Here is a 12771-nt window from a genome sequence, read left to right as displayed (position 1 = left end):
TATCTTTTGTCTTCCATATTTCGCTTTATTTCCACAAAAATGCTTCGATTTATCTTAGTCTGGTAGAGACTCATGACCTTGAAACCAGCGATTTGGTCTCATAACCATAGTCTCCCCAAAAGAACCGTGCTTGCGGATTTCCCGCACACGGCTCCACAATACAGCGTTCACACTAGTGCTCCTGTGTATAAAGAAACATATACCTTTGGTTTTGGTAATGGATTTACTTTTAAATAGTGTATAAATTGTTCCCAATCCATACTTTTCTTTTGACTACGTCGGTTTATCCACTTAAATGCTAACTTTGTTACCGGTCGATAGAATTGAATCAAACACCGATAATTTCCGCTAACTCCGAAGTAGCTATAGTGTCCTGTTAGTTTGGCTTTTAAGTTTCTGCCACCAATCTTTGAAACAGATACGACTTCGTACCATCTTCAACCATTCTTTGATTTCTTTTAATCTTTCTGGCTAGGCTTATTTTTGAAGTTTTCTGCTTCATCATAAGTTTACCATTACGACTTTTCCACAATAATGTGTAAATCCTAGAAAGTTGAAGCTAGCCGTCCTACGTTTCTCTCTTTCTGCTTGATACCATTCTTTCTTACCAAACTTTACTATTTTTGTTTTATTTTCAGCTATTTCCAACCCAAATTTACTTAGTCTTTGTTTCAGTAATTCTAGAAATTCTTTTGCGTCTTCTTCCTCTCGCAGCCAACTACAAAATCGTCGCAAAACCTTATTAGCTGTAAATATCCTCTGGCTTTTGGCTTAAATTTCTTTTCAAACCATAAGTCCAGCACATAGTGTAAGTATATATTAGCTAATACAGGGCTTACTATACCACCTTGTGGTGTGCCTTGATCGGTTGCTTTATAACATCCAACTTCGACTATTCCTGCCTTTAGAAATCGTTTTATTAACCACAATAAATTTGGGTCAGCTATTCGTTCCTTAGACAATTCATTAGCCATTTATGTTGAACATTATCAAAGAACTTCTTGATATCCACTTCTACAATATAGTTAATTGGTTTGTGCATAACTGCTTTATCTAGAGCGTTTATCGCCTGATGACAATTTCTTCCTGGTCGAAATCCATACGAGCTGTCCATAAAGTTTGCTTCATAAATATTTTCTAATATCTTCTTTAGCATTACCTGTACCAACTTATCTTCCGTTGATGGTATTCCGAGACCGCGCTTCTCTTTGCTCCCGGCTTTGGGTATGTATACCCTTTTCACTGGTAGCGGTTGATATTGTTTTCTCTTCATACTATCCACTAGTGTTTTAAGTTTCTCTTCTAGATTTTCTCCATAAGCTTCCACTGTCACACGATCTATACTACAAGCCTTGTTGCGTTTTAGTTCCTTATAACACTCTGCAAGATTCTCTTCATTAATCAAATGAACTAATGATGTAAATTTTACTCGCTTATCTTGCTTAGCCCTTACTGCTATCTGGTTTAGTTTTCCTTGCATACTCCTCTAATCTCTGTTGTATTGGTATAGCAATCCCTATACCAGTCACTATATTGCTAACCGCTTCCCCTTGTATGTGGCTTTCCCACACTCCGAGTACTATCAATTAGTCCGACTTCCTTTGCATCTTCCTCCAGTCCTCGCCTTTATTGACTTGTTCCAGAGTACCCTTACAGGAATACAAAGGATCTCCCAAGTTCACGTAAGGTCCATCTCAACACATGACGCGGCCTTCGATCCCGATGAGGTGAGTAATATCTTGCCTTAGCGTTATTACCCATGTTGCCTTCCACCAAATGTAAAGTGTCAGCCCCCATGACGCGTGAATTACGGGACTCAATACCTTCACTTTCGTTGCACCCTATGTTGTCCATTCCATTAGCTTTACTACGCTCGTTACCTTACGCAGCATAATGGTTTGTTCCAGGTTGCCGGCTAAGCTTTACCCGTGTTGGATTTTCACCAACTGTTCCTTACGCACTTCTTGGCGCACACATAAAGCACCCTCCTACATTCGTTATACCTTTTTGTTAAGATACAGCAATTACACCATTTACTACATGCTTTACTTTAATTAATTATTAAAACAAGAGCATCATTTCCAGAGCTATATCTTTTTACCTTGATAATTCTTTTTTGACTTCCTCTTTAATTATCCCACTTATATTCACGTTAAGATCCCCTACCCAAAAATCAGTCATAGTTTCAAGATCGTATAGATCCTCTATTACTTTTTTAATAGCAGCATTTATTTCTTCTTCGTCAAATTCCTTTATAATAGGTCTAATCTTCACATACCCTGGAGAGCCTTTACCATAAATTCCTTTGCTTTTATTAATGCAGCCACCTGCACCAGATCTACTGCTTCTCAAACCACTTCCACACTCTACTGTTTCATACTTGATTTCACCATTTTCTATATATGCTATTTGATTGTCTTGTGTAGACTTCAGTTTATCTGCCTTTACAATTTTCTCCTCTAGCTTTAAATCTTGCTTATGAATTACTGTTTCCTCATAACCCTTACCACCGTATATTCTATACTCACCTCCACCTGCAACAGTAATCAGTTGCTGGCAATGTTGCTTCTGCGAATTGCACATTTCTATGAAAATAGGTCCCCCGTCCTTATCTGAGAAGTTACTTTCCTGGTTACCCCCTCCCTCTGTGACTTGCACCTTAATTATAGGATAATTAGGATCGATTTTCAGTTTAGCTTTAATATAATCTCCTGGCATCCCTACTCTGCTTTCAGTAGAATGGCATTTTTGATTGTCACAGCCACTACCTTGTATATGACCTGCTTCACCACTTCCCCACGCTTCTATTTTAATACGATCAAATTTTATTGATAAGTCATCTGTATAAACATCTTTATTTTTATGATCATAGGATTTTTCATTATTTTTTTCAAGATCTGGTTTCTTATTTTTCAGATGTTCCTTGATTATCTCTTTTAATTTTTCTTTTAATTTCTTTTTGAGACCTTCTAAATCGAACCTACACAATTTATCAGCGTAAAAAACCTCTGTTCTGTTTGCTTTAATCAGTTGATCTTTTAATTGTGTACACTTTCGTACTTCATTTTTTTCATCTCTTAATACTTTACCATCCTTATCTTTACAATCCACTTCCTCATACCTTAAGTAGAATGGCTTATCATCTTCATTTTTATTCAAATATTGTTTTGAACGGCTACACTTTCCATCAAAGCAGATGCAACCATCATCACCTTGCTCACATCCTTCTTTATGCTCTACATCCGTCAATTTGTATACTACTTTCAGTCCTTCACCAGATTTTAATTTTTCGTCTATTTTGCTATCTTTCTTCACACAATAACTGCATTCTTCCTTCTTCTGCTCATTTTCATCAGGGAAGAAAACATACTCTTGCTTATTAAATATTATTTTATCCAACCTCTCTTGAGTTTCTTTCAAAGGGTAAACTATTTCCTTGCTTGGAAGATAATAGAACTGATTTGATTCCTTGGAGTAAACAGCATTGTATTTAGTATATCTTGTTCCCATTAATTTTAGTGGTATTATTTTATTTTCTCTTTTAAGAACAAACTCCTCTGGTTCTGGCTGCCATCCAGAAAGACAAAGCATTTTACTGTTAGAATTTCCTTTATACTTTACTTCTATTTCCGGCTGCCCAGAGTTATTAAATTCACATTGAATAGATTTGTCTTTTAACTTTTTCTCAAAATCATTAAAACTATAAAAACTTCCGCCTTTAGAACATTTAATTTGCACATCAGGAACATAGCCATATTCTTTCAGAACTTTAAATTGTTGCGGATTACTTTCTAATATACCTTCTATAATATTATCAATATTACTATCAGTTGTTTTTGCTACTATTGCTGGTTTTACTACTTTTAAAGATAGGGGGCCAATGTTTATAGGATGGTTGAGGTCAGTATTAACATTAAAAGTACAGGAACCATTACTATAGGTTCCATGTGCTTTAGCACAAGCGCTCTCACTCATCTTCATTTCTACTTTCAATGTATTTGCATTTACTATCTCCACTATCTCAGGTTCTGGAGCAGGTAGTGCAGGAAAACAGCGGATGAACTGTGGATTGTTTTCATCTATACTTTGAGTTCCAAGGTATTCAGCGCAGAGCTTATCTTTTTCTCTATAAGTTTTGAAGTAGTACGTGATGCCATTTTTGTCTAAAATAGAGCGCCACTCAGCTTTATTTTCTCCATACCCTTTAGGGAAATCTAATTTTTCTCCAATCTCTCCGTCTCTTCCTTTCAGATCACCAATGATTACCTTAACCTTAGGATTAAAGTAATCATTGTCTTTATCTGTTATAGGAACAATTCTAACTTGTGGAAGCGACATTGCAAGTTGTTCACAAAATGGAGGGGGGCCAGGTGCAAGTGGAACAGGAGCACATTTTACTGCCGTTTGGTAGCAGGTATCACAGACTTTTTCCATCTCCCCAAGACGGAAAATATTCTCACCCGAAAATACTCTAGAACCCCATGAAGAAATTCCTGACATACAAGCCCCTTTTTGACTGCAAGCACATATTTTAGGAGAGTTAGCGAATCTTCTTTTTTCCTCATCAGTAACACCGTCTGCCCATTCCCATTTAAGACCCCGAGCAATTTCTCCTCCAGCTTTTGTTTTATCTCCTTCCCAGTCGATAAAAGCTGCAGCAGAAACTCCAGCTCCTGTACCTTGCGTTCCATATATCTGGCGGCAGGATTCCCCACTTTGTAAGTCATAACAATAACTTTGTCCATCATAAGCACATACTCTAATTTTGGGATTAAAGTAACCATCAACTCCTTGATCTTTTATTGCTTGCACCTTAATTTCCTTTACCCAATCTCCACCAACTATTGCTTCCCACCAAGTATTACTTTCTACAAATGTTGGACAATCAGCATATCCTTGATACGAAAGACCAAGTATCAAAAAAAATATCAATAAGAAATTAAGCCTTACACTTCTCATAAAATACCGGTAACCACTCATTAACTTCTTCTCCTTTTTCTTTTATTGCCTCATACATATACTTTATAGTCTCTTTGTTAGCTGAAAGTACATGTATTTCTTGCATATCCTTCAAATCCAGATTTAAGGTTACTAATCCTTTGTACTGTTTTATCAAAAATAAACCTTCCTGTGTTGGCGTCTGCAGAATTATATTCAGCTCCTCTTTCGATAGAGAAAATGCCTTCATGTATAATCTATTTGCATTGACGTTCGGCATCAAGATTCTTGTATCAACATGTTTATCTAAATATTGAGTAAATTTGCTAGCAAATGCGAGATTTAAATTCTCAGTACTTAGGATTACTACAACATTTAGTTCCGTCATTCTTTGCATCCAGTTATCAAACTCTTTCTCTGTAGGAAAAATATTACTTATCTCCCATGCTTCATCCAAAACAAGTATTGCAGGCGAGCCATCACATTTTGCCTCAAAAGAATATAAAAAATAGTAAAGTATCACGGACATACATTCCTTTTGTTTTGTAAGGTTTGCGGTGTTGAGAGATATAATTTTTGTTTCCCAGTCAATATCTGATTCATCACCATCTTGAAATAAGTAAGCAAAATCACCATCGTCACACCATCTACTTATCTTACCCCCAAGGAGCAAGAGCACCTCAGAAATTTGTGAAATAGAACGTGATTCCTTGGGTATAGCAAATATAGAATCCACAATTTTTCTTATCTTTTCTTCTACGTCCACCAAGCTCGTATCGGCTACCATTCTTCTGATCAGTTCAACCAACATATTGCGATTGGAAGCACTATCTTCAATGTTTAGTGGATTAAATTTTAGGCTTTTGTCCTTATATTTTGGATCGATTATGTAATATTTACCACTCACTGCTTTAGTAAAAATTATTGATTTTCCAGTGTTATCCAATATGACAATTCTTGGGTTAAACTTTCTTGATTCTGATAATAGAAAATTAATGAGTGAAGTTCTGCCTGAATTTGGAGCTCCGAGTATCGTAGTATGGCCATTATTTCTTTTTCCATGAAAATTAAAGAAGTAAGGATTTCCTTTTTTTGAAAAAAAAATCATTACCGCTTCTTTCCACCTTCTTCCTTTTAATGTACCTGACGTAAAATCGTGCAGCATAGCAAAGCTGCAAGCGTATTTTGTTAAGATATTTTTCGGTTGCGTAATAAAAGCAAAATTGCCTGGAAGTTGTGCCCAAAAATGACTTTCCATATGTAAATCAGTTCTAAACATCATGAAGCCAACTAATGACATTATAGAAGATAAATCACTAATACTTTCAGCTAACTTATTCCTATCATCTGCAAATATTGTAAAAATAATTTTCTGTTGGCAGAAGTCTATACTAGAGGTCTTTTCAAGCTCTATTATTTCTTCAATTCCTGAGCTTTTAAGTAAGGTATTATCCTCACTAATTTGCAGCATGTTGATTTGTTTTTTAAATTCTTTTATTGCTTTGTTATTACTAGTAAATATCATTATTTCTGTAATGATAAATTCAGATTCAAGCTGCAAGCATCTATCTATATTACCTAAAGAGATTTCCCGGTATTCTTTTATGCTGAAAATAGAGCCAAATTTCTGTTGATTTTCAAATATTGTTTGAAACGTATTGAAACCAAAAGCTATTTTAAAATTTCTAATATATTGCGACAGGTCCCTTTCATGTATTGGATAATCTTTGTGCGTTAATGTAACAATATAGTGGAGAAATTCTATCATTTCAGAATATATTTTACCTTCACTAAACCTTAGACTCAGTTTTTTAGCTCCAAAAGGTCCTAAATCATTTTGAATTACGTCAGTTATCTTTTGCAACTCCTGATGGCTTCCTTGTAAAGACAACTTATGCTTATTCTTTATTCTATTGAAAAAAAACGAATTATTAGTATGCTTGCCAAAATCGCTAAACAATATTACAATGTATAGTTCATTTATATACTGTAATTTACTATCAGTTAGTTTATTAAACCACGTTGAATGTAGGTTGTCAGAGAAGTCTTCAGTTTTATTCCATTTCAAGCTCAGTTTATTGCGCTTTCTAACGGTATGAATCCAAGCGGTAAAACACAGGCTATTAATATTTTTTGATATGCTTTTTCTAATTTCAGTTCTGAGGTCGCTGTAGTTATCAACAGAAGAATAATCTTCTAACTTGATTATTTTTAACAATTCTCCCTGTTTTGTTAGTATGGTTTCTTCATCGTAATGACAAGCATAAGGAACAAAATCTAAATCAATGCTTTCTAGTAATGCTAAGTTGTTCTTTTTTTTAAGCTTAGAGTTAACTGTTGGTACTTTTAACTGCATATGCATATTCAATAAAGATAATTAAAAAAGATAAAAATACTATCTTAATTTTTATCTTTTTTTTCGCTATCGGATTGTAATTTTATATCTTTTGCAAAGTTAAATTTTTCTTTTAAGTAGTCTGTTGCCTTTTCTGTACTACCGAACATCAGGACCAGTACACCAAACATTATCATAAAAAAGATTAGACCTCTGAACACTACTGCAAGTATCACTGCAGCTATACACAACCCTATGATTGTTGAAGGATTCATATTTTCTACAGTATCTTTAACTGAAAATGAAGAAATAAAATTTTTTACCGTTTCTTGTATACCCTTTAATTCATCACTCGCCGAACTTGCTTCGCTAGAATATGATGCAAAAATGAAACTTAATAAGGCTATAAAAACCAAAACTTTATTCAATTGAATGCGCATCAACTAAATACCTTTTAAACATTTCTTAAATATAACAACTTTTATATCAATAGGCAAGAACTGAATTCACTTATCCACTACAAGTAACACATATTTAATTTTTACAGACGTGAACATGCTGTAAGCTCTTTATCATCAACAAGAGGACTCACATTAATGGATGTTAATTTACTTGATAGGAAGTTTGAATGCAATTCAGCTACTGCTGCTATAGCAAACACTGCAGCCATAGCAAGTAGTCCTGCTCCTATCAATCCTGATGTCATTGCTCCTGCAACAATGCACCTTATTGTGGAGAGAGCACAACCTGCTACAAGTGCAACGTGAAGATTTCTGTTATTGGGTTGGTTTTTAAGTAGGATATCTTTCTTAACTTGATCTGGATTTGCTTGACCATCTGAGTTTTCATTTTCTTGCATTTTTGGCTCTTTTTTTACAGTCTGCTCTGGCTGCACTTGAGTCTCGTTTTCTTTTGGGGATTCCAAATTTGATTCTAATAACTCAGTTTTTTCTCCACCCTCTGGTTGCAAGCCATTATCTCCTTCAACAGAGCTCAATGTTGAGTTTAAACTTTCCTCAGATGAAGTGCTTGTTACTAAAGTTAAACTGCTCCTTCTGCTACTTACTGGTGATTTCAAACTTTCTTTACTCGTTCTAGGTGAGTCTATTCCACTATCTGAGTCATTGCCACTACTGAGTTTAGAAGTTTTCTTCTCCTCTATTTCTTTCACAACCTTGCTATATTTTTCAAACACTTCCTCTGCAACATCTGAATTACTAAGTATTTTATTATCACCACTTTTTTTCTCAGCTACATTCAAGGGTGTTTCTTGTGTGTTGTTTTGCTCTTCAATATGTTTTAGCTGCATTTGATCTTCAATATTTTCTTCAACAGCATTTGGTATTGAGCTTACACTGCTGCTCCTGTTAGTAATATCCAAAATTGTTTTTACTATTTTTCCTCTTATTGTTTGTGGTCTTTGTGATTGTTCTCTTTCATTGTTAAATACTGTAGGTACAGCTAGTTCTTCTGATTTTATTACTTCATCTTTCAATGCAGGAAGAAAGTTTTCGATATAATACTTATAATGTTTTTGATATTCCTCTTGTTTTTTTGGTGATTTTTCTAATTGTTCTCTCAGCGATTTTTCTAATTCAGTTAATACCTCAAGACTAGCTCCTTCCTTGAACAACTCTATGCATTTTTTGATAGTTCCATCTCCCTTTTGTGGGCTTCCATATTTATGATTTTCTTTTGTTACCTTTTTGTATATAGTGTCGTGCAATTGTTGGTTAATATCTTTTTTAGAACTTAGCATAGACTCCTCCATACATAACAAAATGTATAGATACCTCTTTAGCGTTAATTTTACATTAAAACTGGGCAATTATGCCATATTATAAATAATTGCGGCAACTTGCTTATTGGAAGGTCGCTTAACTATTTGCTTTCTGGGCTTTCTACTTCTACAGATTTGCTATTAATATGATTCTTTGCTTGTTGAACTAACATATCCACTACTTCTTTTACAGGCTTTTCCTTATCAACCATGCCAACACTTTGGCCAGCCATTAAAGATCCCGTTTCAACATCTCCATCAATTACTGCTCTTCTTAAAGCTCCAGCCCAGAATTTTTCTATTTCAAGCTGCCCATCTTCTTTTGAGATCTGTCCCTTTTGGTATTCATCAATAACTTCTTTTTGACGCTTCATAAAGTCATCGCTTGCTTTGTTGGCTATAGCTCTTACTGGAATTACAGGAAAATCAGCACTTATCTGTACAGAAGGTATTGCATTACGTGCGGCCGATTTAATAAACACTTCCTTAAAATTTTTGTGGGCAATTGACTCATTAGTGCAGACAAATAATGTACCTATTTGACAGCCACTTGCTCCCATTTCCAGGTAATTAACTATCATTTCACCTCTTCCTATTCCACCTGCAACAAACACTGGTATTTGTTCATTTTTAAAATGAGGCAATATCTCTTGTGCAAGAACAGAAGTGCTAACTGGACCTATATGCCCACCTGCTTCCATTCCTTCTATTATTAATGCATCTACTCCCATTTTTACTAACCTTTTCGCAAGGCTTAATGCTGGTGCAAAGCACATAACTTTAATGCCTGCACCCTTGATTTTTTCTATATTAGGCTTTGTTGGCAGTCCACCGGCAAGCACTATATGGCTCACTTTCGTTTCAATACACACATCTATCAACTCACTCAACTTTGGGTGCATAGTAATTAGATTTACACCAAATGGCTTGTTAGTTAATTGCTGCGTCTCTATGATTTCTTTTTTTAGCAAGTCTGGAAACATTGCACCACATGCAATCACACCAAAACCACCAGCGTTTGAGATTGCTGAGACCAAGTTTCTCTCTGAAACCCAGCTCATAGCACCACCCATTATAGCAAACTCACTGCTAAGAAAATCTGTTCCTTTTTTCCAGAGGCTACTTAACATATAACCTATATCATACGTTTAAAAATGTTTTGTTTATCTATAAATGTGTGTTTTAAGGCGCCAAGTATATGTAAGATTATAAAGAGTACCATAAAATATGCAAGCATCGAATGTAGCTCGTTAGCCGTGTTAGCTAGATCTTTGTTTTGATTAATCAACAAAGGGATATGAAAAAAATATTTGATCTGTTTGCCAGAAGCAGAAGACATGACATAGCCAGATAGTGGCATTAGCACCATCAAAGAATATAAACCAAAGTGTACTGCTTTACTTATATTGATTACAAACCGAGAAAAATTTGCTGGAAGTGGTGGAACATAAGTAAAGACGCGAAAAAATATGCGTACTATGATTAATCCAAGAATAGTGATACCGCAAGCCTTATGAATAGCGTATATGTTGAACTTAATTTCATTGCTAAGTGGCAGGCTTTTCATATAAAGTCCAGAACAAAGCATACCGATAATAAAAACAGCCATCAACCAATGGATAACTCTTAAACCTAGGCTATATTTATCGTCTCCCATTTTGATTACCCTAAAGTAGCATTTATATAATAGAAAAACTATTTTTCAATCAAAATCATTAAAGCAATTTAGATTTACCGACAATGTAGCTATACAAATTCGACCCAGCCGGAAGTCAAGGGCACCTAAATCAAGAAACGGATTAAACGAAAAACTTACTTGACAAACTCCGCCAGCCTCCTTATCATGAAACTGAAGCTATTTATTTATCTTCTCTGTACAGATTAAATGACAAAAAAACTCAACGTATCTGGCGTCTCATGTTTAATTTTTTGCACTATGTGCACTCTATGTCTTTATCAAATTTCTAGGTTTTTACCTATACAAGCTGAAATACGCTTATAAAGCATTTAAAACATCAAAAAACGCCAACTTAAAAAATGGATAGTGAATAATTAGCTACCCTAGGGTTTCTTTTGCCTTTTTTTCTGTTTAGTAAATTTCTTAAATATTTATGACTAAAGGTTAGTTGCATTAAAAAGCAGCTAAATCGCGGTTATTAAGCGTTTAGAATAAAAAAACGCCATACTTGAAAGTATAATGTAAGTAATTAGCCAACCACGGGGCTTCTTTTGCCTTTTTTTCTGTTTAGTAAATTTCTTAAATATTTATGACTAAACGACAATCGTCATCCCTGTAAAGGTCAAGTATCCCGCTACGTGTTAGCGGCTAAGAGATACCCGGCGGTATGACGGTTCGTGATGGCATGACGATAAGGTTCCAGTGTCAAGCGTTTGGCATGCAAATTTCCTTAAACGTTCGTAAGCTTAAAACTTTACTTTAGATCAAACTGCTGTATAGTGACTTTATAGCTTCAATTTTGTAATGAATATACCTAGTATAGAAAATTGTGATCTTCACAATAAAACCGTCTTACTCAGAGTTGACTTCAATGTTCCTATAAAAGATGGAGAAATTCGTGACGTCACTCGTATTTTGAGAGCATTGCCTACTATTCAGTATTTAGTGAATGCGAGTGCAAAGATTATTATTATATCACATTTTGGACGCCCAAAGGCCAGAGACAATAATCTGTCGCTAAAAAATGTAATTGACACTTTATCGCAGTTACTAAATAAAAAAGTGAAATTCATTGACGATTGCTTTGGTGAAAAAGTACAAAGAGCAGTAAGTGTTATGGATGCAGGAGATATAATATTACTAGAGAATCTAAGATTTTATAAAGAGGAAGAGCAAAGTGACTCAAATTTTGCCAAACAACTAGCATCTCTAGCGGATATATATGTAAATGATGCATTTTCTTGCTCTCACAGAGCTCACGCTTCTATTTCACGCATTACAGAATTTTTACCCTCTTATGCAGGGTTTTGCTTGCAAGATGAGCTAAAGTATCTTGAAAAAGCTGTATCGTTTAAAGCTAAACCTATTACTGCGATAGTTGGGGGAGCTAAAATATCAACTAAAATAAAAGTGCTTATGAAGCTAACAGAAAAGGTTAATTACCTAGTTCTAGGTGGTGCAATAGCCAATAATTTTTTGTCATTTAGCAAAGTAAATATAGGGAAATCTTTCTTTCAAAATGGTGTTGACGACCTTCTGCATAATATTCTTGAAACAGCAAATAAAAACAATTGCAAAATAGTTGTGCCAGAAGACGTTCTGGTTGCAGTAAACTCTGATTACAGCACTAGTATTTCAAGAAGAACTGAGTCCATTTTGGACGGTGATATAATTTTGGATATCGGATCACAAACTTTGAGTACAATAAGCAGTATAATAGCAAGCAGTAAGACTCTGCTGTGGAATGGACCTATTGGTGTTTTTGAACATTCAGTTTTTGCAAGCGGTACAATAGGGGTAATGAAAATCGTAAGTGACTTAACGCACAAAGGAAAGTTAACCAGCATAATAGGGGGAGGCGATAGTCTATCTGCAATAAGCGCTGCAGGCCTTGCCGATAAGGATTTTACATATGTTTCCACTGGTGGAGGAGCATTTTTAGATTGGTTAAGTGGCGATGAAATGCCGGGAGTTGCTGCTCTGCAAAAACGATTAGATTAAAACTTTTTTAAATTATTTCTTATAGGCTAGCTTTTTTGT

Annotated in this window: 12 protein-coding genes; 1 reads left to right on the top strand and 11 read right to left on the bottom strand. The window is 35.0% G+C overall.

Going from position 1 to position 12771, the window contains the following annotated elements:
* Window positions 1–167: 167 nt before the first annotated feature.
* The 11 genes from J4T77_RS06185 to J4T77_RS06145 form a co-directional block, all read right to left on the bottom strand.
* Window positions 168–332 carry a hypothetical protein gene (locus tag J4T77_RS06185; protein WP_233641029.1) on the bottom strand — a complete coding sequence of 55 codons (165 nt, stop codon included), beginning with the start codon at window positions 330–332 and terminating at the stop codon, window positions 168–170.
* A gap of 169 nt (window positions 333–501) precedes the next feature.
* Complete coding sequence (locus tag J4T77_RS06180; protein ID WP_233641028.1) at window positions 502–648, bottom strand: hypothetical protein; 147 nt, start codon at window positions 646–648, stop codon at window positions 502–504.
* Window positions 649–680: 32 nt separating this feature from the next.
* Entirely contained in the window at window positions 681–974 is a 294-nt protein-coding gene (locus J4T77_RS07100; protein ID WP_255717894.1) for a reverse transcriptase domain-containing protein, read from the bottom strand.
* On the bottom strand, window positions 944–1480 hold the full coding sequence (locus J4T77_RS07095; protein ID WP_255717892.1) for a reverse transcriptase domain-containing protein: 537 nt from the start codon (window positions 1478–1480) through the stop codon (window positions 944–946). The genes J4T77_RS07100 and J4T77_RS07095 overlap by 31 nt, the downstream gene beginning before the upstream one ends.
* A complete protein-coding gene (locus tag J4T77_RS07090; RefSeq protein WP_255324786.1) occupies window positions 1443–1571 on the bottom strand; it encodes a hypothetical protein in 129 nt (42 codons plus the stop codon). Before J4T77_RS07090 ends, J4T77_RS07095 begins: the two co-directional genes overlap by 38 nt.
* Window positions 1572–2097: 526 nt before the next feature.
* Window positions 2098–4959, bottom strand: a complete 2862-nt coding sequence (locus J4T77_RS06170; RefSeq protein ID WP_233641027.1) for a hypothetical protein — start codon at window positions 4957–4959, stop codon at window positions 2098–2100.
* Entirely contained in the window at window positions 4940–7294 is a 2355-nt protein-coding gene (locus tag J4T77_RS06165) for a VirB4 family type IV secretion/conjugal transfer ATPase (protein ID WP_233641026.1), read from the bottom strand. Before J4T77_RS06165 ends, J4T77_RS06170 begins: the two co-directional genes overlap by 20 nt.
* Before the next feature lie 44 nt (window positions 7295–7338).
* Entirely contained in the window at window positions 7339–7713 is a 375-nt protein-coding gene (locus J4T77_RS06160; protein WP_190321472.1) for a hypothetical protein, read from the bottom strand.
* 101 nt (window positions 7714–7814) lie between these two features.
* Window positions 7815–9032 carry a hypothetical protein gene (locus J4T77_RS06155; RefSeq protein WP_190321462.1) on the bottom strand — a complete coding sequence of 406 codons (1218 nt, stop codon included), beginning with the start codon at window positions 9030–9032 and terminating at the stop codon, window positions 7815–7817.
* A 122-nt stretch (window positions 9033–9154) separates the two neighbouring features.
* A complete protein-coding gene (locus J4T77_RS06150; RefSeq protein ID WP_010082023.1) occupies window positions 9155–10183 on the bottom strand; it encodes an NAD(P)H-dependent flavin oxidoreductase in 1029 nt (342 codons plus the stop codon).
* A gap of 5 nt (window positions 10184–10188) precedes the next feature.
* Window positions 10189–10710 (bottom strand): cytochrome b, encoded by a 522-nt coding sequence (locus J4T77_RS06145; protein WP_190321461.1) that lies wholly within the window; start codon window positions 10708–10710, stop codon window positions 10189–10191.
* 825 nt (window positions 10711–11535) lie between these two features.
* Between J4T77_RS06145 and J4T77_RS06140 the strand changes: the two genes are divergently transcribed.
* Window positions 11536–12732 carry a phosphoglycerate kinase gene (locus tag J4T77_RS06140; RefSeq protein ID WP_190321460.1) on the top strand — a complete coding sequence of 399 codons (1197 nt, stop codon included), beginning with the start codon at window positions 11536–11538 and terminating at the stop codon, window positions 12730–12732.
* Window positions 12733–12771: the final 39 nt, after the last annotated feature.

This window comes from Wolbachia endosymbiont of Drosophila innubila (assembly GCF_021378375.1).
Classification (GTDB): Bacteria; Pseudomonadota; Alphaproteobacteria; order Rickettsiales; family Anaplasmataceae; genus Wolbachia; species Wolbachia pipientis.
Note: the sequence above shows the minus strand (reverse complement) of the source record. Positions and strands in the feature narration are given on the sequence as shown.